This is a genomic window from Hoyosella altamirensis, assembly GCF_014191505.1.
Taxonomy (GTDB): Bacteria; Actinomycetota; Actinomycetes; order Mycobacteriales; family Mycobacteriaceae; genus Hoyosella; species Hoyosella altamirensis.
In genome coordinates this window covers 950,861-969,709 of sequence record NZ_JACHWS010000002.1, presented here as the reverse complement: position 1 = coordinate 969,709, position 18,849 = coordinate 950,861, and the positions used below count along the sequence as shown (strand labels likewise).

Annotated in this window: 15 protein-coding genes and 4 pseudogenes; 10 read left to right on the top strand and 9 right to left on the bottom strand. The window is 61.1% G+C overall.

The genetic code is table 11. The features are described 5' to 3' along the window. Window positions 1–27: 27 nt before the first annotated feature. Window positions 28–726, bottom strand: a complete 699-nt coding sequence (locus FHU29_RS13320; RefSeq protein ID WP_074390694.1) for an adenylate/guanylate cyclase domain-containing protein — start codon at window positions 724–726, stop codon at window positions 28–30. A 125-nt stretch (window positions 727–851) separates the two neighbouring features. Between FHU29_RS13320 and FHU29_RS13315 the strand changes: the two genes are divergently transcribed. Both FHU29_RS13315 and FHU29_RS13310 read left to right on the top strand, forming a co-directional pair. After that, window positions 852–1,667, top strand: a complete 816-nt coding sequence (locus FHU29_RS13315) for an adenylate/guanylate cyclase domain-containing protein (protein ID WP_064438645.1) — start codon at window positions 852–854, stop codon at window positions 1,665–1,667. A 31-nt stretch (window positions 1,668–1,698) separates the two neighbouring features. Beyond that, the gene (locus FHU29_RS13310; protein WP_064438646.1) at window positions 1,699–2,373 is read left to right on the top strand and encodes a Clp protease N-terminal domain-containing protein; all 675 of its coding nucleotides are present in this window, start codon (window positions 1,699–1,701) and stop codon (window positions 2,371–2,373) included. A 20-nt stretch (window positions 2,374–2,393) separates the two neighbouring features. On the opposite strand, the gene FHU29_RS13305 is transcribed toward FHU29_RS13310, so the two are convergent. Continuing rightward, on the bottom strand, window positions 2,394–3,974 hold the full coding sequence (locus FHU29_RS13305) for a cation:proton antiporter family protein (RefSeq protein ID WP_064438647.1): 1,581 nt from the start codon (window positions 3,972–3,974) through the stop codon (window positions 2,394–2,396). Window positions 3,975–4,408: 434 nt separating this feature from the next. On the opposite strand from FHU29_RS13305, the gene FHU29_RS13300 reads away from it, so the two are divergent. Together FHU29_RS13300 and FHU29_RS13295 are read left to right on the top strand one after the other, a co-directional pair. Further along, window positions 4,409–4,756 carry an ArsR/SmtB family transcription factor gene (locus tag FHU29_RS13300; protein ID WP_064438648.1) on the top strand — a complete coding sequence of 116 codons (348 nt, stop codon included), beginning with the start codon at window positions 4,409–4,411 and terminating at the stop codon, window positions 4,754–4,756. Further along, complete coding sequence (locus FHU29_RS13295; RefSeq protein ID WP_064438649.1) at window positions 4,740–5,849, top strand: winged helix DNA-binding domain-containing protein; 1,110 nt, start codon at window positions 4,740–4,742, stop codon at window positions 5,847–5,849. Before FHU29_RS13300 ends, FHU29_RS13295 begins: the two co-directional genes overlap by 17 nt. Here the strand turns inward: FHU29_RS13295 and FHU29_RS13290 are convergent. Continuing rightward, window positions 5,844–6,224: a hypothetical protein gene (locus FHU29_RS13290; protein ID WP_064438650.1), complete on the bottom strand. Its 381-nt coding sequence runs from the start codon at window positions 6,222–6,224 to the stop codon at window positions 5,844–5,846. The genes FHU29_RS13295 and FHU29_RS13290 overlap by 6 nt on opposite strands. Before the next feature lie 201 nt (window positions 6,225–6,425). Here FHU29_RS13290 and FHU29_RS13285 point away from each other — a divergent pair, with 201 nt between their 5' ends. After that, window positions 6,426–7,535 (top strand): adenylate/guanylate cyclase domain-containing protein, encoded by a 1,110-nt coding sequence (locus tag FHU29_RS13285; RefSeq protein WP_183377558.1) that lies wholly within the window; start codon window positions 6,426–6,428, stop codon window positions 7,533–7,535. A 22-nt stretch (window positions 7,536–7,557) separates the two neighbouring features. On the opposite strand, the gene FHU29_RS13280 is transcribed toward FHU29_RS13285, so the two are convergent. The 3 genes and pseudogenes from FHU29_RS13280 to FHU29_RS23875 all read right to left on the bottom strand — a co-directional run. Further along, a complete protein-coding gene (locus FHU29_RS13280; protein ID WP_074390695.1) occupies window positions 7,558–8,028 on the bottom strand; it encodes a MaoC family dehydratase in 471 nt (156 codons plus the stop codon). Window positions 8,029–8,048: 20 nt separating this feature from the next. Continuing rightward, a pseudogene (locus FHU29_RS23880) lies at window positions 8,049–8,234 on the bottom strand (acyl-CoA dehydrogenase family protein); the annotation flags it as partial. Window positions 8,235–8,284: 50 nt separating this feature from the next. Continuing rightward, a pseudogene (locus FHU29_RS23875) lies at window positions 8,285–8,344 on the bottom strand (hypothetical protein); the annotation flags it as partial. Window positions 8,345–8,441: 97 nt separating this feature from the next. On the opposite strand from FHU29_RS23875, the gene FHU29_RS13270 reads away from it, so the two are divergent. Next, a complete protein-coding gene (locus tag FHU29_RS13270; protein WP_064438652.1) occupies window positions 8,442–9,440 on the top strand; it encodes a MaoC family dehydratase in 999 nt (332 codons plus the stop codon). Between the two features lie 230 nt (window positions 9,441–9,670). Further along, the gene (locus tag FHU29_RS13265; RefSeq protein ID WP_064438653.1) at window positions 9,671–10,132 is read left to right on the top strand and encodes a VOC family protein; all 462 of its coding nucleotides are present in this window, start codon (window positions 9,671–9,673) and stop codon (window positions 10,130–10,132) included. Window positions 10,133–10,155: 23 nt separating this feature from the next. On the opposite strand, the gene FHU29_RS13260 is transcribed toward FHU29_RS13265, so the two are convergent. Next, window positions 10,156–10,878, bottom strand: coding sequence for an alpha/beta hydrolase (locus tag FHU29_RS13260; RefSeq protein WP_157094877.1), 723 nt, complete (start codon window positions 10,876–10,878; stop codon window positions 10,156–10,158). 122 nt (window positions 10,879–11,000) lie between these two features. Here FHU29_RS13260 and FHU29_RS13255 point away from each other — a divergent pair, with 122 nt between their 5' ends. Both FHU29_RS13255 and FHU29_RS13250 read left to right on the top strand, forming a co-directional pair. After that, window positions 11,001–11,459: a hypothetical protein gene (locus tag FHU29_RS13255; protein ID WP_232323104.1), complete on the top strand. Its 459-nt coding sequence runs from the start codon at window positions 11,001–11,003 to the stop codon at window positions 11,457–11,459. Then, entirely contained in the window at window positions 11,432–12,481 is a 1,050-nt protein-coding gene (locus FHU29_RS13250) for an IS3 family transposase (protein ID WP_064442701.1), read from the top strand. Before FHU29_RS13255 ends, FHU29_RS13250 begins: the two co-directional genes overlap by 28 nt. Before the next feature lie 86 nt (window positions 12,482–12,567). Here FHU29_RS13250 and FHU29_RS13245 read toward each other — a convergent pair. Next, a pseudogene (locus FHU29_RS13245) lies at window positions 12,568–13,038 on the bottom strand (acyl-CoA dehydrogenase family protein); the annotation flags it as partial. A gap of 51 nt (window positions 13,039–13,089) precedes the next feature. Further along, the gene (locus tag FHU29_RS13240) at window positions 13,090–18,201 is read right to left on the bottom strand and encodes a DUF4011 domain-containing protein (protein WP_064440073.1); all 5,112 of its coding nucleotides are present in this window, start codon (window positions 18,199–18,201) and stop codon (window positions 13,090–13,092) included. A 170-nt stretch (window positions 18,202–18,371) separates the two neighbouring features. On the opposite strand from FHU29_RS13240, the pseudogene FHU29_RS13235 reads away from it, so the two are divergent. Then, window positions 18,372–18,518: pseudogene (locus tag FHU29_RS13235) on the top strand (VOC family protein); the annotation flags it as partial. Window positions 18,519–18,849: the final 331 nt, after the last annotated feature.

The window sequence follows — 18,849 nt, the reverse complement described above, 5'->3', positions numbered from 1 at the left end:
CGGGGCGGCTACTTCGCGCATGCCCGCTCAGTTCGCGCGCGGCCATGCGAGCCGAGTGAGTTTGTTCCGGCCGCGCAGTTTGACTAATTCGCCTGTCTCCCATAGTGCTTGCTCACCGTCTCCGGAAAAGTCGACGGCGTAACTGGACGCGAGAATACTTCCTGGCTGTTTCTTGGCGAGCTCAGTGAGCCGGGCCGCCTCGTTCACAGGGTCGCCGATGACCGTATATTCGAAGCGCTCCGCAGAGCCGATGTTGCCCGCTAGGACTGTGCCGGCTGAAACACCGATCCCGACCTGTATACCGGGTATTGCCTCGAGTTCGGCGACGAGTTCTCGGGCAGCTGTCAGTGCTGAGGTCGTAGCATCCGCCCTGTAGGCGGGCGCACCGAAGATGACGAGCGCCTCGTCGCCGACGAACTTGTTGACGAATCCGCCATGACGTTCGACGACTCTGATCACGAGTTCGAAGAATGTGTTGAGCATCGCCACGACTTCGGCGGGCCGCATCGTCGATACCGCTGTTGTCGAGCCAACGAGGTCGACGAACAACACCGCAACGAATCGAGTTTCGCCACCAATACCTGAACCACTTACGAGCGCCTGATGAGCGACGTCCCTTCCCACGTGCTGCGCGAGAAGTTGCTGAAGCTGCGTATTTTCGTGCTCGAGCTGCTTTATGCGCAAGCGCATCTCATCCAGCTCCCAGGCATTTTCATCGTCTGCCATAGGGGCGTGCTCCGTCCCGTTTTTGTGCAATTCGCAGCGTGAATCTCCCCCGCCTTGCCGGTTGAGTGTACACGTGTTTACTATTGCGACGTCGGCGCCCGGGCAGACAGGGAGATGGTTGTGGCATGAGCCAAACAGCACTCACAACGATTGCAATCTGCGCAATTGTTGTTGCCATCGTGCTCGGCGTGCTGCTTTTTCACGCTCAGCGCCGAATCAGCCAACTGGAAAATGAGCTCGAATGGAAGCCAGCCCAGCGTTTCCTCAGCGGCAGTCGCGAGGCAGTCAAGACGGTGTGGCAGACAGCGAACCTCGTCCGCTCGAAAGGGTTGGGCGCAGCGATGCGCACGTCGGTCGAGGAACTGGCCAACTGGGCTGAAGTTGAGCGGCCAGACCTCGCGCGACTCACCAAGAACGGTTCCGTCGTCATCTTCTTTTCGGACATACAGGGGTCGACTGCCCTCAACGAAGAGCTGGGTGATCGCGCATGGGTGAAACTACTCGAACGGCACGAGAAGCTGATTCGGCAGTGTGTCGACGCTCATGGGGGGCACGTGATCAAGAGCCAGGGTGATGGCTTCATGGTTGCTTTTTCTCGCCCTGACCAGGCCGTTTTGTGCAGCCTAGAGATTCAGAACGCGCTCGACACGCTGAACTGGGCCCGGCGCCATGCCATCCGGGTCCGGATCGGCATCCATATGGGGAAGTCGGTTCGCCGCGGTGACGATCTCTTCGGCCGGAACGTCGCCCTCGCCGCGCGCGTCGCGGACCAGGCCAGCGGCGGCGAGACACTGGTTAGCGGGCAAGTACGTGCAGCGATCCGCGACGGGGTTCCCGTCAAGTTCAGCGAGGAGCGTCGAGTGGCGCTGAAGGGACTCGACGGCGAGCACGCGGTTTACCTGGTGACACCCGAGTCCCCGAAAACGTCAACCAAAGGTTGACGACTCTCACGCGTCAACCTACAGTTGACGCATGAACTCACCTATGCCTGTAGACAACCCCATAAGCCTCGACACCCTGATCGAAGCGATCACATCAGCACACTCTGATGCGCTCGACCGCCTCTCCGGAGCGATGCTGCTCGCCGAGCATCTCGATGACATCTCTGATCACCTCATCGGCCACTTCGTCGATCAGGCACGGCGATCCGGCGCATCGTGGACCGATATCGGAAAAAGTATGGGTGTTTCCAAACAGGCGGCGCAGAAACGTTTCGTACCTAAGGATGCACCGCAAGATTTCCGGCGCTTCACGCCTGATGCGCGCAATGCGATTGTGGCCGCCCAGAATGAGGCACGCGCCGCCGGGAACGCCGAAATCTCACCAGCCCACCTCATCCTCGGCGTTCTCACCGCTTCCGAGTTCCCGGGAGCGCGCGCCCTGAATATCAGCGGTGACGACATCCGCAGAGCTGTGGCGAAGCACCTCCCCGACGCTGGGGACACCGTCCCGGAGCTGATCCCGTTCGATGGTGCCGCTAAGAAAGCGCTCGAGCTGACATTCCGCGAAGCCCTCCGGCGCGAAAGCGACTACGTCGAACCGAACCACATCGTTCTAGCAGTTCTTGATGGAGACGAAATGACGGGAATGGCAGAACTAGGGCTGACCAAGGAAGCGGTCGCGCACGCGCTCAACCACGCGGAGTAAAAATCCGTGGCCGCTTCCGCTTACCGGAGTTCCAGCCCAGCAGCTTCAGCGGCGCCGTCCGCGAGCGCAATACCCGCACCGGCGTACAGATGGAAGACGTCGTCCGCACCATGCTCCCGGATCGATTCAATCTCATCCCGGTGCTGCACCACCGCGGCGATCTCACCGTCATAATCGAGCTTCCGGAGCTGATCTAGCGCAACAACATTGGAATCGTGGTGCGGAAGCGCAAGAATGACGATGTCGACCGTGTCGGCGAGGGTCAGTTTCTCCCAGAAGTCCGGGTCGGTGGCGTCCGCTTCGATCACTGTGTAGCCCTGGTCGCGAAGCGTAACAACACGTTCATCGTCCGTATCGAGGCCGAGTACGTTCAGCCCGTAATGCTCAACGAGCCGGTCGTACGCGCCCCTGCCGACACGGCCCATTCCGAGCACGACGGCCTCAGCCTGACCAACTCCGATGGGGCGATCGATCGGATTGAGCTTGGCCGGATCCTGATCGGGCAGCAGTTCCATTGCCTTCTCGTAGACCTGCGTAGACCGGCGGTTCAGAACCGCAGAAACGGCGAAGCTCAGTGCCACCGCGATGGACAGCGTCACGAGCCAGTCGTCGGTGAGCCACCCGTTGCTGCCTGCGAGCACCGCAACGATGAGTCCGAACTCTGAGTAATTGGTCAGCGCCAGTGAGCCGAGGAATGAAGTGCGGCGGCGTAGCCGGAAGATCGCAAAGATTGCGACGAACAGGCCCGCCTTCGCGAAAATCAGCACTAAAAGTAATGAAGCGACCCCTAATGTTCCCCACGTCGGAAAATCAGCGAGTCCAATTGAGACGAAGAATCCGACGAGGAATAGCTCTTTCATATTGAATAGTGCCCTCGACATACTGGCAGCGGATGCGTGCGGCGCGAGGAGCATGCCAATGATCAAGGCACCGAGGTCGCCCTTGATGCCCACGAACTCGAACAGCGCGTACCCCGCCGCAAGCGCGAGAACGACCCCGTACAAGATCTGCATTTCACCATGGCCGACGTGCTCAAGCAGGCGGCGCATCACCGGTGCCAGGGGGACCAGGGCGAACAGGGCAAACGCCCACGGACTGGGCAGTTCCCCCGTGGAAGCGGTGATGAATACGACGGCGAAGATGTCCTGCATGATGAGGATGCCGATGGCGAGACGGCCGTAGAGCGCACGTGACTCGCCGCGTTCCTCGAGTACTTTGACGACGAACACTGTGCTTGAAAAGGAGAGAGCGAAACCGAGGATCGCGAGCACGCGCAGGTCAGCGTCAGCGAGCGCCGCAAAGCCGATTACTTTTAGTAGTGACAGCACGCCCACCATAAAGGCCGTGGAAACGATCATGTGGCCGGTCGCAGTCCCCCACACTTCTTTGCGCAGCAGCGTGCGGACGTTGAGTTTCAGGCCGATCGTGAAGAGCAGCAGGGTTACACCCAGGTCTGCGATGACGCTCAGCGCTTCGGTCTCTTCGTACCCCATGAAGTTGAGGGTGAATCCCGCCGCGAGAAAACCTACCAGTGGGGGCAGCCGCAGCCCCATAGCTATGAGCCCGCCGACGAAGGGGACCACGAGATACGCGACATTCATGGGTTCCGGTCTCCTCAGCATGCGGCCGGGGCGAGAACACTGAGTACCTTACCCGTGGTGGCGGACTATGCGGCAAATCACAATTGCAGTGTTGTATTACATGAATCACACAGTTTTGGTTTTTGAATGCCGCTCGCAGGGCCCGCAATGTGATGTGAAATTTCTGACATCTATCGGGTGACTTAATTCATAAACAATCATCGGAGAATCTTTTTCTTTCTGCGCTCCTAGTTCCTAGACTCAGCCTCAGGAGAATCACAGCCGGATTTCATTGTCGAGGTCCAGGCACTCCTCATTGGTGTGAAAGATCAAAGGTGCTCTTTCATCCCGTGGCCCCGGACCGACCCCCAGCTGGTCCGGGGCCACGTCACTTCTGCCACGCGGCACAGCGTGAGGAGCACCCGGTATGCCAAGGGAAGCGGCACAATGTAACCATGCCCGAGCCCATCGCTGAGGATCCACTGCTTGAGCGTGAAGCCCGCGCGTCGATCGACGCGGTCGAGGATCTCGACGGATGGGCCCGCCGGTTCGACCTTCTTTCTGATCCCAACCGGCTGCGCCTACTGCTAGCGATTCATCGCGCACCTGGCATCACCGTCAACGGACTTGCCGCTGCCCTGGGGATGTCCAACACCGCAGTCTCCCATGCGCTGCGTCTGCTTCGGCATCACGAATGGGTGAGCGTGCAGCGCGACGGGCGAAACATGAGGTACTTCCTGGATGACTCGGTCGTGCACACGATCTTGCACGGCATCGGCGGGACACATGCGTCCTTCGGATGAGCTGCAGACCCTGAACCGCACGCTGCTGCAGCGTCAGCACCTCCTCGAACGCGTTGCATTATCGCCGGAGGAACTGGCCGTCCACCTCGTTGGATTGCAGGCGCAAGATGCGCTGCCCCCGTATATCGGAATGTTCAGCCGCGTCACGAACTTTGACCCGCTGACCCTCTCCGACGGGCTCGAGTCGCGCTCCTTGGTCCGGGCAACGCTGATGCGCGGCACCATTCACCTCGTCGTCGCTGAAGACGCGCTGCGCATGCGATCGATTTTCCAGCCCGAGTTCGAGAAGACCCTCGAGCGTCCCGGGTTCTTCTTTGGCGCGCTCTCCGGACTCGACACAGAGGAGATCCGCAAACATGGAGAAGCCGCGCTTGATGACGGGCCGCGAACAGCAGCGCAGGTTCGCGCTTCAGCGGAAGCCGCCTTCCCGGACCGCGACCCCCAGGCCGTCGCTCAGGCGTGGTACTACCAGGTGCCCGTGCTGCAGGTGCCGCCGCGAGGGATGTGGCGTAAATCTGGACGGCCCATATGGTCCCGGATTGACTCATGGCTCGGACAGCCGTTGATCACCGACTATTCGCCCGCCGACCTTGTCGCACGTTACCTTGCGGCGTTCGGGCCAGCGTCAACGCAAGACATCGCCGCATGGTCGCGGCTACCTGGAATTGCGGAGCTGGTTGAGCAGCTTGGCACGCGACTGCGCACGTACCAGACCGCGAGTGGGCAGACCCTGTATGACGTGGCTGACGCGGAGCTAGCCGATCCAGAGCTTGCGGCTCCAGTCCGATTCCTCGGCTGGTACGACAACGTCTTCCTCGGCCATAAAGATCGCTCGCGCATTGTGAGCACTGAGGTGACGGCCCAGATCTGGGAGCGCGAAACCCGAAATATATCCCCGGTGCTCATTGATGGGTTCATCAAGGGTGGCTATCGCGTCACCACTGGGAAGAAGCGAGAACCTGTAGAGATGCGTATCCGTCTCATCGATGTGCCTCGCCGTGCAGAGCCCGCCGTCGAAGCGGAGGCGGTCCGGCTCCTGAAGTTGCTTGAGCCCGACCGCACCGCCCGCATCGAATTCGTCCAACAGCTATGAGGCGCTAGGTGCCATATCCCGCGATTCGGAAGCCTGCGCTACCGCACGCACGATCCGCGTGCTTTGCGTCGTCACAAGGACAAATGCCGTGGCGGGAACCGCCGCGAACGCGACAAGCGCGCTGAGTTCCGGCAAAACCGGCCACGATCCGGGGAGCAGTGACCCAGCATCGAACAGCACCGCCGCGACGAACCCTGTCCCGCCCGCAACAATGAGCAGGAATGGCATCAGCCATAAGCTGCGCCAGCGCTCGTCGGTCGCCACTCCCCACGTGGCCACGCTCGCGCACAGCGCCAACACGCCGGCAGCCACCATCAAGACCATCGGATCCGCCTGCGCCCACACATCCGTCACCACTTCAACACTGCTGATCACAGTCCACCCCTGCCGAATGAGATTGTTTACCCAGGTAGAAGGTAATTTCTCGCTACGGCCGGAACATCGGGCCCACGTCTGATCTTGTTACGGTTCAGATACCACTCTGAGATGACAATCACGTCGCTTTCGTCGTACCCGAGACTGATCTGGGGGAGTATCTGTAAGACATCACCGACGCGACCGCAGGGAACCTCTCAGATGGCACCGAACGACGACATCGCTAATGCGAATGCGCCCACCGAGCCGCTGTTCATCGTGCCGCGCCGGACGAAGAGCGGGATGGAACAAACCGAGCCTCGCCCGCTGATCATGCGGCTCATTCAAACAGAAGTCGAGAAGAGCCTGCTCGGTGAAGCGCGCCGCTACACGCGGAACCAGGTTGCTGAGCGAGCGGGCGTCACACCCGAGTACGCACGCACCCTTTGGCGCGCACTCGGATTCGCGAGCCCCGAAAACGAGCAGGCCGTGTTGTTCACCGAAAGCGACATCGACGCTCTGAAAACCCTCACCAATTTGCAGTCGTCAGGGGTTCTCGACCGCGATCTCGCGGTCGGCCTGACCCGCGCTCTCGGCCAGACCTATTCGCGGACGGCGGAATGGCAAGTCCCACTCCTGAACGAGCTCGTCCTCGAACTGGTGCGGGAACGCATGGAACTCAACCCGCCGATCTCCCCTATCGAAATCCTCGACGACGCTGCGGAACTCGTCGACGAATGGGTCCCAGTCGTCCACTCCCTGCAAACGTATGTGTGGCGGCGTCACCTAGCAGCGCGCGCCGCCCGCTACCTGGCCGGCCCTGGGGAGGACACGACCAGCCAATCATTGGTGGTCGGTTTTGCTGACATGGTCGGCTTCACTGACCTCACACGCCTCAACAACGTCACTGGACTTGCCGAGTTACTCGAATCGTTCGAATCGACCGTCACCTCAATCATCGCGAACCACAGCGGTTCCGTGATCAAAAATGTCGGTGACGAGATCATGTTCTCCGTGGAGCAGCCCGCAGCTGCTGCCCGGATTGCCCTCGAACTTCATGCGGCGACAGAGGAAGACGAATCGCTGCCGCTCCTCCATGTCGGTCTCGCGTACGGGGAAGCGCTGGCACGATACGGAGATTTGTATGGGACAGTCGTGAACACAGCGGCCCGACTCACAAGCGCAGCGCGCGGCGGCGACACCCTGATCGATGGGAACCTTGCGGAAATCCTCGGCAACCATCCCGCTTTCTCGATCAAATCGGTGAAGTCAACGCGGCTGCGGCGGTTCATGAAATACAAGCCGCACGTCCTGCGCTGGGCGAGGCGGTAAAAGCGTTCCCTTAGCTCCTCAATCACGCCACCAATACGCGGACTTCGTCAGTGGTGCAGGCCGGTTTGTCGGCGCCCTCGATTTCGACGGTATACCGGACAGTGACTTGTGCGCCCTTGACAGTGCGTTCTACCGCAGTGATTTTTGCTCCGACACGCACCATCGCGCCCACCTTCACTGGCTGCGGGAAGCGAACCTTGTTGGAGCCGTAGTTGATCACCATTGCGAAGCCCTCAAAGACCACGACCTGACGGGCAAGCGCCGGGATAAGCGAAAGAGTCAGATAGCCGTGCGCGATCGTGCCACCGAACGGCCCCTGCGCCGCGCGTTCCGGATCGACATGGATCCATTGGTGATCGCCCGTCGCGTCAGCAAAGCGGTTCACACGTTCCTGTGAGATTTTCTCCCACTGACTGTAGCCGAGGTGTTCTCCGACAGCGGCTTCGACGCTGTCGACGCCGCGCAGCACACGGGGAGCATTCATTGTTGTCATACGAGGCAGCCTTCAATCTCTTAAGTGCCACCCCGCTTGACGAGCTGTGATGCGATCACGTTCCGAAGAATTTCGTTCGTGCCTTCACCAACGATCATCAGCGGCGCGACGCGGAAGTAGCGTTCGGCGTCATATTCCGTCGAGTAACCATATCCGCCGTGGATGCGCACACCGTTGAGCGCGATCTCCATCGCGACCTCGGAGGCGAGGTCTTGCATAGCAATGCGACGAGTTGGGAATGGCGAGCGTTGCTGATCCACGTTTTCGCACCTTTGATGACGAGTTCGTCGCCGTCCGGCTTCGCTGTTGTCGTCATGCTCTGCAGGTCGGATCCACCACTGGGCTCGGTCAGCGCCATCGTCGCACTGGATATACGGTCATTGTCGCGAGCCATTCGCAAAGACAGGAGAGTAATGGAGAGTATTCATGTCGGCGGACCCTACTTCGACAATCTCTCGGTCGGCCAGGTATTCGACACTGCTCCCGCTGTGACATTGACCAGCGGCATTGCTGCCACGCACCAGGCGATCCTGGGCACCCGCCTGCGTCTGCCTCTTGACCATCATCTCAGTCAAGCGGTCACCGGCTGCTTGGGTGCGGTGGCCAGCCCGTCTCTCGTCTGCGACATCGCAATCGGGCAGTCAACACTGGCGACCCACCGCGTTAAAGCGAATCTGTTCTATCGTGGCCTGCGCTTTTTCCGTTTCCCGCTGATCGGCGACACCCTCCACACGCGCACTGCAGTCGTAGGGCTGCGCGAAAACGGGCCCAAGGATGGACGCAAGCCAACGGGTCTTGCCGCGCTGCGTATCACGTCGACCGACCAGGACGGCAACCTCGTGCTCGACTTCTACCGCTGCGCGATGCTGCCGCTGCGCGACAGCCCCGCTCCGGATCGGTCGATTCATGCGGACGACCTCAGTCAGATTGGACCGTCCGAGAACGCCGCACCGATCCTCCCAGACTGGGACCTCGCCACGTACCGTGCGAAAGTACCCGGCCCCTACTTCTCCCCATCTCTCGCGGGCACGGTCTTTACGAGCACCGGTGACGTTGTCACGAACGCACCCGAACTCGCACGGCTCACTCTCAACATTGCAGCGACGCACCACGATGAACGAGTCGGCGCCAACGGACGCCTGGTTTATGGGGGGCACACCATCGGAATCGCGCTGGCACAAGCAACCCGCGCGCTGCCGAACATGGTCACCGTCCTGAACTGGACGTCCTGCGACCACGTCGCGCCGGTACATGAGGGCGGCACCCTGACCAGCGAACTCCACGTAGAATCCGCGACACCGGCCGAGAACGGCGGAGGCATTCTCCAGCTGCGGTCGCTCGTCTATTTACACACCCCGTCCGCACCCGCGACCCAGGTCCTCGACTGGCGCTTCAGCGCCCTGATGGCGTAAAGCACAAAGCAGCTGACCACCCGTATTCGGTGAGTTCTCGTGACCTCCGCAGATGTTTTCGAAAGAGGTGGCTGACACGATGCTGAGCCTGGTTTTGATAGTGCTGCCATCACCCCTTCTGCGGGCTTACCGTTGAGCTATGGGCACGATGGACCTCTGCGCAGAGATCCGAGGGTTCCTCAACAGTTTTCCGGGGAATCCCTGCCTTCCGAGCCGGACGGAGCAACCAGATGAGCCGCGAAATCCAGGTCACTTTCGACGCCCATGATCCGCGGGCGCTGTCATCGTTCTGGCGTGACGTACTGGGGTACGTTCACCCAGCTCCGCCTGGAGTTGACCTGCCTGAGAATGCCGATCCCCTAGCTGCGTGGGACGACTTTCTCAAGCAGATCGGCGTACCTGAGGAGGAGCGCAACACTAGATCGGCAATCGAGGATCCAGACGGACACGGCCCCCGGTTGTTTTTCCAGCAGGTGCCGGAGGACAAAGTCGTCAAGAACCGCGTTCACCTAGACGTCCGCGCGGCTCCGGGGCTGGAGGGAGAGGAGCGGATGGCGGCGCTGGAGGCAGAATGCGAACGGCTCGTCGCGCTGGGCGCAACCCAGATACGACGCGACGAGCCTGCTCCCCCGATGAACGCTGGCTTCATCGTCATGGCCGACCCCGAGGGGAATGAGTTCTGCCTGGACTGAGGCAGGCAGACCGCCCGGCTAGATCACGAAGCGAGGTGCTTCGCGAAGAAGGCATTGAGCTTCTCTACCGCCTGGGCGACGTAATGCTCGACGTCATACAGGTCCACATGGGTAGCGCCGTCGATCTCGAACAGTTCGGCGGTTTCCCCGGCAGCGGAGACCGCACCGTCACTGAACCCCTTCGTCTCAGCCTCGGTACCGGCGATCATCAGCAGCGGCCGCGGCGCGATCTTCCCGACGCCTGTGTACGCATCGAACTGATCAAGCTGGTCGACACTGCGCAACGCGAATTTGCCGATCGAGCGCGGGTGCTGTGCTCGCAGGGTCTTGTAGTAGTCGAAGAACTCCCGTACTGCCTTCGGTGTCGAATCGTCCACCGCTTCAGGCAGCACCGGCACCATCGGAACCTCCCCGCCCCTGGCCTCCGCGACCCGGGCAGGACCGGCCTGCTCAACCAGCTTCGCGAAGCCCTCAGGATCCGGAACACGGAAGAAGCACGTGGCGTCCGGGCCGCTGACAGTAGCCACTGCCTTCATCCGGTGATCGGTCTGCGCAGCAAATGGAACATATCCACCAGAAGCGCAGATCCCTAGCACGCCAATACTTTCCGGATCCACGTCCTCGCGGGTGCTCAGGTACGTGACCGCGTTGCGGAAGTCCTCCGCACGCTGGAACGGATCCTCCAGGCCTCGCGGCTCACCCTGATACGCCGTGTCGAACGCCAGTGTGACGCACCCGAACAACAACTAGACGCTCCTACGTACCACCTCGATTTCCTCGAGATACTGCACATTTACGCAAGAAGTTCCGTATTTGTCAGGATGGTGGTGAGACACCGTCTGACGGGTAGGGCGGGGATTGGATCCCCGTGACGAGTGATGTTGAGATCGGCCGGTCCCCGACTGGAAAGCGGATGTTTCCGCTGGCCTTCCGGGTAAATTTTGTGCGGCGCTGGCAGGACTGCACCGAGCGTGGTGCGAAGGCCCGGCTGCTGCGCGAGTTCAGCCTGGATGAGGCAACTGTTCGCCCCTGGCTGCAGGCATATGATCGGGGGCAATACACCACCGCGATGGTGGCTGCCTCAGAGAAGTCAAGGAACCGTGTGAGTAATCGTGATCGGGCCGAGTTAGCGCGGTTACGCAGCGAGAATGAGGCCCTGAAGAAGAAGGTCGCCCAGGCTGAAGCCGTTCAGGAAATCCTGGGAAAAGCCTACGAGCTCTTGCATGGGATCAACGAGAGCTCCAGCGAGCAGCACGAACAGATCCCGCCAGCGCTGATGAGCGCGGACGAGTACGCACGGTGGCTGCAGCGCAAGAACCTGTCCTGACCGGCGTGCTCCTCGCTCTTATCGCGGCCGGGATGAGCGTGCTCGCCGCATGCACGCTCATTGGTGTTGCGCGGTCGTCGTTTTACCGCATCACCCGTGGCTATCAGCATTATCGGCCGGTCACCGATCCAACACCGCAAGCCCGGCGGGAGCAGCCCGCGGCGCTGAGTCACACCGAGCGTGACACGATCATTGACCTGCTCGGCTGCGAGGAGTACATGGATTTGTCGGTGCTGCAGGCGTACTGGCGGGCCTTCGATGCGAAGAACATCGGCTGTTCGCTGAGCACGTTCTACCGCGTTGCCCGCAGCGAGAAGCTCACCGGGGACCGACGCCGGATCCGCCGAGGCGCCAGCAGCAAACGGGTAAAACCCGTCGTGCCAGCGGCCGCGCCGAATGAGCTGTGGACCTGGGACACCACCGAACTGCGCGGGCCGCGTAATCAGGACCGCTACCGGCTCGGACTGATCGTGGACGTGTACTCCCGCTACCCGGTGGGCTGGTACATCGGCTACAGCGAGAACGCCGCGGACGCGAAAAACATGTTCACCGCCGCGCTCACCGCGCACGGCGCGCCCGCGATCGTGCACTCCGATAACGGCGCCGCCATGCGCGCCAGCGAGCTGACCAGCCTGCTCGAAAATATCCCCCACCGCGCCACCATGTCGTACTCACGGCCCCGGGTCAGCGACGATAACCCGTTCTCCGAATCAATGTTCAAAACCCTGAAATACGACCTGAACTGCCCGGACCATTTCGACAGCATCGAACACGCCCGCGAATGGACCGGGCAGTACCTGCACACCTACGCCCACCAGCACCGCCACAGCGGCCTGAACTGGCACACCCCCGCCAGCGTCTACCACAGCACCGCCCACCACGTGCAGCACCAGCGGCAACAACACCTCGACCAGTACTACGCCGCCCACCCCAAACGATTCCGGCAACCCCCACAAGCACCCCGGCTCCCCGAAGCCACCGGAATCAACATCAAACCACCCCACCTGTCTCAGACAGGTTGACAGCTACCGAGTTTCTTAAGGAAATGTGCAGTATCCCGAGGAAATGTGCACCTGCGGAGGACGTCAGAGGACGAACACGCGACGCACTACTTCAGCAACGCTCGCGCCATGACCATGCGCTGAATCTGATTGGTGCCCTCGTAGATCTGGGTGATCTTCGCGTCACGCATCATTCGTTCGACAGGGAAGTCGCGCGGGTACCCTGCGCCGCCGAACAACTGCACAGCGTCGGTGGTGACTTCCATCGCGATGTCCGAAGCGAAGCACTTCGAAGCACTAGAGATGAAACCGAGGTTCTTCTCGCCGCGCTCCGCACGCGCTGCGGCGTGGTACACCATCAGACGCGCGGCTTCGAGCTTCATTGCCATGTCAGCGAGGATGAACTGCACGCCCTGGAACTTCGAGATTGACTGACCGAACTGGCTGCGGCCCTTGGTGTATTCGATCGCGGCGTCGAGCGCGCCCTGTGCGATACCGACTGCCTGCGCGCCGACTGTCGGGCGGGTGTGGTCGAGGGTCTGCAGCGCGGTTTTGAAGCCGGTCCCGGGTTGACCAACGCGCGGGCAGACCTTGGAGGTAGTTGCTGACGACGCGGCAACTCCGCTGCTCTAGGGCGACTGCGGGCCCTCGGCTACTGCTGCCTCGATCCGGCTGATCACCCCATCAGAGTCGATCAGCCACTCGGGCAGCCACACACGAATCACATGCGGCCATTCCATGATGGTGCTCAGGAGCCGGGGTGCGCCGTCACGATCGGCGACAGTAGGACGCTTCGCCCACTGCGGACTGTCAAACAGCACGGCAGCCTGCCAGTGTGCGGCGCCCGCACGCCGCACAGCCATGTCGACAGTGAACGCTGACAGGCCGTGGTTGTGCTGAACCTCGATGCCTCGCTCGCGCAGGCGGGTAGCGATCGTGCGCCCCATTGTCGTGACATCGGCGGAAGTATGAGCAGGTTCACCACCGTAGACTGCATCCCCCTGTGTGTGCTCGAGATAGGCCCGCAGGTGCTGCAGCCCAACCGAGTTGGTCCGCCGAAGGTCGATGTCCCGGGGACCGAAAGAGCTGAACAGAACAATTCGGCGGCGCGCGCGGGTTATCGCGACATTGAGACGGCGTTCCCCACCAGCGTGTGTGAGCGGACCGAAGTTCAGGGGGAGTGTGCCGGTCTCAGGGTCCTTCGAGTACGCAAGCGAGAAGAGGATGATGTCTCGTTCGTCTCCCTGGACGTTTTCGAGGTTCTTCACGAACAGCGCTTCACCATCGGTTCGGTTGAGCTCCCGCTGTATGTGGGGGTCTGGGCTGTCTTCGAGGAGGTCGATTAGCAGGTCACGTTGCTGCACGTTGAACGTGACTACGCCGATCGACTGATTCGTGGCGACAACGAGCTGCGACACCTCCGCGACGATTGCGTCCGCTTCGGCCCGATTCGTTCGGGTCCCGCGCGCGCCGCGATCAAATACACCTCCAATGCGGCGCAACGAAATCCCGGTGTCGCGACTAATCCCAGGCGACGGAAGTGAGGCGAGACGACCGTCGTAGTAATGAGCATTAGAGAACGCGATCAGTGCTTCGTCGGCACTGCGGTAGTGCCATGACAGCCATTCTTGGTGCAGGCCAGATTCCACGCACTCGGCGAGGATACTGTCGAGGTCCTGTGGCACGGAAAGGTCATCGTCCTCCTCGCTGTCCGTGCTGGCATGCATGACACTCGTCGGTGGCATCTGCCGCGAATCCCCAACCATCACGATCGACCGGCCTCGGCCCATCACACCGATCGCTTCCTGCACGCGAATCTGCGACGCCTCATCGAAGACAACGATGTCGAACAACACAGCGGAGGGATCAACAAACTTCGCAACCGAAGCCGGGCTCATCAGGAAACATGGAGTGAGTCCGAGAATCTCGTCTGGGTATGACGCGAGAAGTTCGCGAAAACGTAGACCGCCTCGCTTGCGTTGTAGCTGCCGGACTAAACCACCACCCGACGTCCCGCTGATATGTGGGCGATGGGCAATTATGCGCGCACCCAATACGTGGGGTACTTCCGTGCGAAGTTGGGCCGCAAGGTCGTGATAGGCGTCGATATCGTTTTCATGTTCGCGCCGGTCAAAGAACTCCAGTCTCCCTGTCGCGATACGTTCAGCGATCGCCGCTGATGCTGCACCACGAAAGAATGCCAGCTCAATGTCGTGGGATGTGAACGTGCCACAGAGGAGTTGCGTGGCAAAATCCATCAGCCCGTGGGCGGCCACGATGTCTGTCAGGGTGAGCAGTTGCCCCCAGCGCTGCACGGGGAGTATGCCGTGATCGCGGAGATCAGCGAACCAGACTGAGCTGTCACGATCCCAGGCATCCGCCCAATGCAGGTCGCCTCGCCATGCATCCACAGTCGCGTCGTCAGCGTTCAACTCGGTCAACCAACGCGTCCAGGCACGACCGATCTGCTGAATTTGTGCTGCCAGTGTCCCCTTGCCGGTGGCGCGCAACCATGCCCACACGTCGGGCAGTTCCCGATGCAGCGCGGTTGATGTTTCTGCACGACGGCGGGCGGAATCGAGTTCGGCAACCGCGTCCGCGTTGGTCGGGTACCAGCCGATCGGCACGTGCAGCGTGCGATACGCGAGGGCGCGGGCATCAGCGCGGGCTGCGGCAGCAGCATCGAATGCGGCCAGCACTGTCGATTCATCGAGCTTGTGGCCACCCGGCACGTAATGGTTGAGTAGGTCTGCGAGGTGACGGCGTCGGCGCTTCTTGCCCAGCATCCCGCGCGTGGCGTTCTCGGCGGCCTCAGCGTAGTCATCAAAGTCGTGATCTGTGAACAGTTGCTCCGAAAAGAACTGCACCGCGGGGAGATGGCGCTGATGGAATTGCCTGACAGCTTCGACAGCCTCAACCGGGATTGTGTGGTCCGGATCAGGAAGCAGACCTGCCGCAGCGAAGGTAGCGCATTCGGCGCTTAGCGCGAGCTGCGTGGGCGAGGCAACGTTGCGCAGTGCATGCGAGACGTCGGCCGGGAGATGGTCGAAAACGTCCCGCGCGGCCTCCAGATCCTGGGCCGCGGACAGCAGATCCCGCGTATCAGCTTCGACCTTTCGAAGTCCGCTGATCCGCCAATGGTGCCGCGGTCGCAGCCTGGCAGACTCCGCCGCAGGAGCTAACGCCATCACCGCATTCTCAACGGTCGTGAGTTCGTTCTCACCGAGAGTGAAGAAACTTGCGGGGACAGCAGCCACCGGACCGTCGCCGAGTGCATGACTGCGCTCGTAGGCCTCCCACAACGAGTAGTGTGCGCGATTACGTCCGTGCACGCGCGGCGGGTAAGCGGCAACCGTGGCATGCCGGGCACGGTACTGCGCAAATGTCGCTGCGAAGCGACCAGCACCCGCTGGCCGGTGATTCAGCGCAGAGTGAAGCTGTTTTCGGATGGCGGGCAGCGACTGCTGGCGACCGTGTAGGTCAAGATAGAAGTCTTCGAGGCCTGCAGCGTCGAGGCGGCGTTTCACCACATCGAGCGCCGCTTGTTTTTCTGCGACGAAAAGAATCGATTTCCCGTGCTGTACTGCGTGGGCGATCAGGTTGGCAATGGTTTGGGACTTCCCCGTCCCGGGCGGTCCTTCGAGGACGAACGAATGTCCACGTGTGGCGAGTTCTATCGCCCGCAACTGGGAACCATCCGCCGGGATAGGCAGCGGCATGGCCGCTTCATCAACGGTCACGTCGCTTGGGTGTCCAGCCGGGTCGGCGAATGCATCGCCAGGACGTTCGACGAGGTGGCGTACAACCGGGTTCTGCATGAACTGAGGCCAGTGGTCTACCAGGTCACGCCACATTTGGAACGTTGAGAACTGCAGGAGCCGGATGCTCGCGGTTTCTTCGATACGGAAGTCGAGCTTAGTGTCCACCAGTGCCTCGCGAATCGCACGCAGCGAGGTCGTGATGTCGATGCCCGATTCACCAATCGGGGGATTGGCTAACGCATCTATCGTGACGTTGTGCCGCACCCTTAGCCACTGGACGAGGCACTGGTTAGGCGCCGCGATCTCATCACCGTCGATCACAATGCTGTAGGGGCGGTTTCCCGCACCGCTCTGGAGACTCACTGGTAGCAGAAAAAGCGGTGCGTGCGCGTCACCTGTCGCGGTGGGATGCACAAGCGAGCCGAGCGTGAGATAGAGGTAGTTGGCTCCGGTTTCCTGCTGTGCAAGGTCCGATTGGTGTTTGAGATACCTGAGCCGGTTACGGTATGCAGTTTCCCCAATGTTCAAATACAGCCAACGTTGGTGCCGCAGATCATTCGCGCGGACCTCTGGTTCTAGATCCTCGACCCTGCGGGCACCAGTCAGCTTCTGGACGCGGGTCAGACGATCGTGGGGGTTAAGGTCGATGGCCTTCCCATCGTGAATCAGATCGTCGAGTAACGCCAGCGATCCCTCGGGGATGGAACAATCGACACCTCGCCACGTCGGCATCTTCAGCAGCGGATTACGCAAACTCAAATCGAGCAGCGAACGTCGCCATGCCCGAATCCGGTCGGGCGCATCGTCGTCGCGAACGGCACGCCGCTGTAGGTTGTCAGTATCGTCGTCCTCGGTGAGGAGTTCGGTGAGCGCACTGGGCAGGCCTATCAGGCTTTCGGCGCCGTTCCTCGCACTCGCTAGTGTTGCGGATTCTACGATGTCGCTGTGAGGGAACGGCTGGATCCCGCTGCGATGCGCATACGCCACATCGACAAGCCCCCGAATGTCGGTGGGCACCCCAAGTCGTTGCACAGCCAATTGATGCGCTTCGGCAAACGTCGCTGCCGGCTGGTTCCCAGCAATCCCAGTGAGTTCCACCGGCACCACGCGGCCCGTCTGCACGAGAGTGACAATGGAATTGGCGTCGGTGGTGACGACATCGCGGAGGCGTTCATCACGGGAATGGAACCCACCCAAGACGTGGCCATCGGCGAAGAAGATCAACGAACGTACACCGGCGGCGTCGAGACACGCGCTGTAGGTGATCGCCAGGTCAAGACAACTGCCGACGAGCTGTTCGAAAACCTGCGATGTGGTACGAACTTTGATGCTGGAGCTATCCAACGGCTGTGGGAGTTCCTCATACGCAAAATTGCTGACCCGCAACGCTTCGTAGATCGCAGCGCCAACGAGTGCGGCTCGCGTCGCGCCAGCGTCATACCCATCAAAGTCCCCCGACCCGGTCTCAGCGAGGAGAATATTTGATGCACGCCGAAGAACCTGCGCCACCTCAGGGGCAGTGGGCTGCGAGAACACGCTGATCACGTCATACACCGGCGCGGCAGCCAACCATTCATCGCGAGCGAGAATGCGCGAAGGCACGGCGACATGTAGCGTCTCGACACCGGGCGCAGAGACCGCAACATGGTAGGTGATCGGGAAGGCGTCGGTACAGCCCAGCACCGATTCCGGGGTGAGGAATCGCAGGTCGAGCGCCCGATCCCACGTAAGAGACGTGCCCGACTGTAGCGTAGGGATCAAACGTACCCATGGGGTGGTCAGGTTTTCTTCTCCACTGAAGACGTCGAGTGTGACGGTGACGTTGGAAAGCTCAGTTGCCGTGAGGTTTTCAACGCGAAACAGCTGAACGAGCGGAATATCCAAGTGCAGCAGCGCAGCGAAGAGCGCGGGTGGTACCGCCAGTTCAGCGCGGAATGAAGCGTTCTCAAACGTCTGCGATTCGAAGCCGAAAACCGCCATCGTCTAAACGCCAATCCGAGTACTCGTTGAGGGGCGAGTTCTCCTGTTGTTCTCATTGTTCTCATGCACACCCCCAAGGCCTTGCTTGGGAGGAAGTTTACGGCCACGGCTGGTGGGGGTTGTTGGGGGAGTGAATGAAGTGTGGCGTGCCCCCGGCTGAGTGGGCTGAGGAGCGGATGGCGGCGCTGGAGGCAGAATGCGAACGGCTCGTCGCGCTGGGCGCAACCCAGATACGACGCGACGAGCCTGCTCCCCCGATGAACGCTGGCTTCATCGTCATGGCCGACCCCGAGGGGAATGAGTTCTGCCTGGACTGAGGCAGGCAGACCACCCGGCTAGATCACGAAGCGAGGTGCTTCGCGAAGAAGGTATTGAGCTTCTCTACCGCCTGGGCGACGTAATGCTCGACGTCATACAGGTCCACGCTTCAGGCAGCACCGGCTGGTGCAGGTGGCCGACGAGGACGTGCCACCTCGATTTCCTCGGGATACTGCACATTTACGCAAGGAGATTCTTGAGGAAATGTGGAGTATCCCGAGGAAACGTGCACCCGCCGAGGAAATGCGCACCCGCCGATCGGTACACCGCGAATCTGGACGTGACAGCACACAGGAGTTATTGTCGCCCCGTTGGGAAGGTGCACCGGCC

Bases quoted from the DNA above. Each gene is read 5' to 3' on its own strand.
- FHU29_RS13320 (WP_074390694.1), bottom strand. From the start codon at position 726: ATGGCAGACGATGAAAATGCCTGGGAGCTGGATGAGATGCGCTTGCGC.
- FHU29_RS13300 (WP_064438648.1), top strand. From the start codon at position 4,409: ATGCCCGAGCCCATCGCTGAGGATCCACTGCTTGAGCGTGAAGCCCGC.
- FHU29_RS13280 (WP_074390695.1), bottom strand. From the start codon at position 8,028: ATGACAACAATGAATGCTCCCCGTGTGCTGCGCGGCGTCGACAGCGTC.
- FHU29_RS13270 (WP_064438652.1), top strand. From the start codon at position 8,442: ATGGAGAGTATTCATGTCGGCGGACCCTACTTCGACAATCTCTCGGTC.
- FHU29_RS13240 (WP_064440073.1), bottom strand. From the start codon at position 18,201: ATGGCGGTTTTCGGCTTCGAATCGCAGACGTTTGAGAACGCTTCATTC.
- FHU29_RS13265 (WP_064438653.1), top strand. From the start codon at position 9,671: ATGAGCCGCGAAATCCAGGTCACTTTCGACGCCCATGATCCGCGGGCG.
- FHU29_RS13295 (WP_064438649.1), top strand. From the start codon at position 4,740: ATGCGTCCTTCGGATGAGCTGCAGACCCTGAACCGCACGCTGCTGCAG.
- FHU29_RS13285 (WP_183377558.1), top strand. From the start codon at position 6,426: ATGGCACCGAACGACGACATCGCTAATGCGAATGCGCCCACCGAGCCG.
- FHU29_RS13305 (WP_064438647.1), bottom strand. From the start codon at position 3,974: ATGAATGTCGCGTATCTCGTGGTCCCCTTCGTCGGCGGGCTCATAGCT.
- FHU29_RS13310 (WP_064438646.1), top strand. From the start codon at position 1,699: ATGAACTCACCTATGCCTGTAGACAACCCCATAAGCCTCGACACCCTG.
- FHU29_RS13315 (WP_064438645.1), top strand. From the start codon at position 852: ATGAGCCAAACAGCACTCACAACGATTGCAATCTGCGCAATTGTTGTT.